At 38.2% G+C, this 1779-nt stretch carries 1 protein-coding gene; it reads right to left on the bottom strand.

Translation table 11 applies throughout. The features are described from left to right. Nucleotides 1-113: 113 nt before the first annotated feature. Nucleotides 114-1295, bottom strand: a complete 1182-nt coding sequence (locus WBN20_RS15080; protein WP_424274680.1) for an integrase core domain-containing protein — start codon at nt 1293-1295, stop codon at nt 114-116. Nucleotides 1296-1779 lie beyond the last annotated feature (484 nt).

The following is a 1779-nucleotide window of genomic DNA, read 5'->3' as shown; positions in this document are numbered from 1 at the left end:
CAGAAATGTATAACTAGAAATCAGAGATAATAAACCGACATATTTTAATAATTTCATTGTGTTTTTCAAATGTTCGTTAAGACACATAGTTTACAAAGTTAAAGTCACATGCTTTACACTAGATTTTGACTTAGCCTAATTGATACTTGTTTGTCTCTTATTTTATTTTCGTTAAAGTAACCTAAAAATACGTCTCTATAAAATACTCTCCAAATCCCGTTTCCTTGATCTTCGGCACCGACATATTTCCCCTTAAGCCCAGCAGTTAAATATACCCAGTAATACGACTTCCAACGCATGGATCCATTTTGGCATACTTTCATCACTTTCATGGTTGATGGGTAGTCATATTTTGGGATTTTTTCAGGGTATGGTCTATTGGAAAAATCATGGCAATCTACAGGCGTTTTCATCCCTAAGGATTCATGGGGCCTAATGTGATTATATTCTTTTACAAACCGATTTAAACTACGCTGTTGAGCCTTCAGATCGAATGCTGAGGGTTTAGCACAGGCTGCCTTCAGATCACGGTGCATACGTTCATGTCGTCCGTTCTGGTCTGGGCGTGCTGGATCGGAATAAACCGGATCTATTCCCAATTCAATGAACCAATATGAAAGCCTGGTATATCTTTGAATGGCAGCTACAGATCCAAACGGACTTCCGTTGTCGGTATGTATTTGTTTTGGGATGCCATACTTTCTAAAAACCTTTGTAAACTCTTGCTTGGCAGACTGAAGGTTCTCTTTATAATGTCCTTTTGCCGTGAACAAAAACCTGCTCTTCGAATCGGCAATAGTAAGCGGGTGACAGTATATTTTATTCCCCATTAAAAACTTCCCTTTATAGTCCGCGCTCCAAACTTCATTGCACTTCTTGGGGTCGAAAATGGGAAATACTGGCTTGACCCTTCTGCTTCGCTTTTGAGGTTTAACCAGTCCATTTTTAGAAAGGATGTTGTGAACCGTAACCACACTTGGAATAAGTTCTTCTGGATACTGCTTAAACAACAAAATGCGAATTTTCTTCGCACCCCAAAGCATGTGTTTGTTTTTTAATTTTAAAATTGAATCTTCAACTTTATGATTGGTTCTGTTGGGGTGATTGATTGGAGCTCTTTCTTGCTCGATTAATCCCGATAGTCCCATTTTTTCATACCGAGAAATCAACTTGTAAGCGGTAGGACGCGATATATTAAATGACCTACAAAGTTCCGTGATGGTGTACTTTTGAGTTAACCATTCATGAATAAATTCTACTTTTTGTTCCATTTTAGTTTTTACTTTCCAGACCATGACAAATCACTTTTCCAAGTAATTTATGAATCTTAAAAGTGTAAACTATGTCCCTTTAACTTTGTAAAGGATGTCCCTTTACCATACCAGCTTGCGCACAACGGTAAGGCTATGGCAAGTTGGGCAGGCAAGGAAACTTTTCGTTTCCGTCAAGTCTGCGAGCCAGAGCTTTTTGTTTTGTAATTATTTTTTCTTTTTAATTGCCAAACCCAAAAGATTTGGCGGACTTAGTAAATAATCCCAAGCCTTTAAATTAAGCACTTTATGCCTATTTGCTATAGCCATTGTTGTCATTAGTAGCAACCCACAAGGGTAATCACGCTCGATTACGTTCGAATTGCGTTACCGTCTCCAAAGATTGCTAAGTTTCAGCCGCACCGATTGTATTTCGATTGCGTTCCGCCTCAAACTTTTTACGTCAGTAAATTCCGCCTGAGTAAAGTCCATTTGCAAAAATTTATTAGAGAGTTTACCTGCATAATAG

Source organism: Eudoraea sp. (assembly GCF_049665975.1).
Taxonomy (GTDB): Bacteria; Bacteroidota; Bacteroidia; order Flavobacteriales; family Flavobacteriaceae; genus Eudoraea.
Note: the sequence above shows the minus strand (reverse complement) of the source record. Positions and strands in the feature narration are given on the sequence as shown.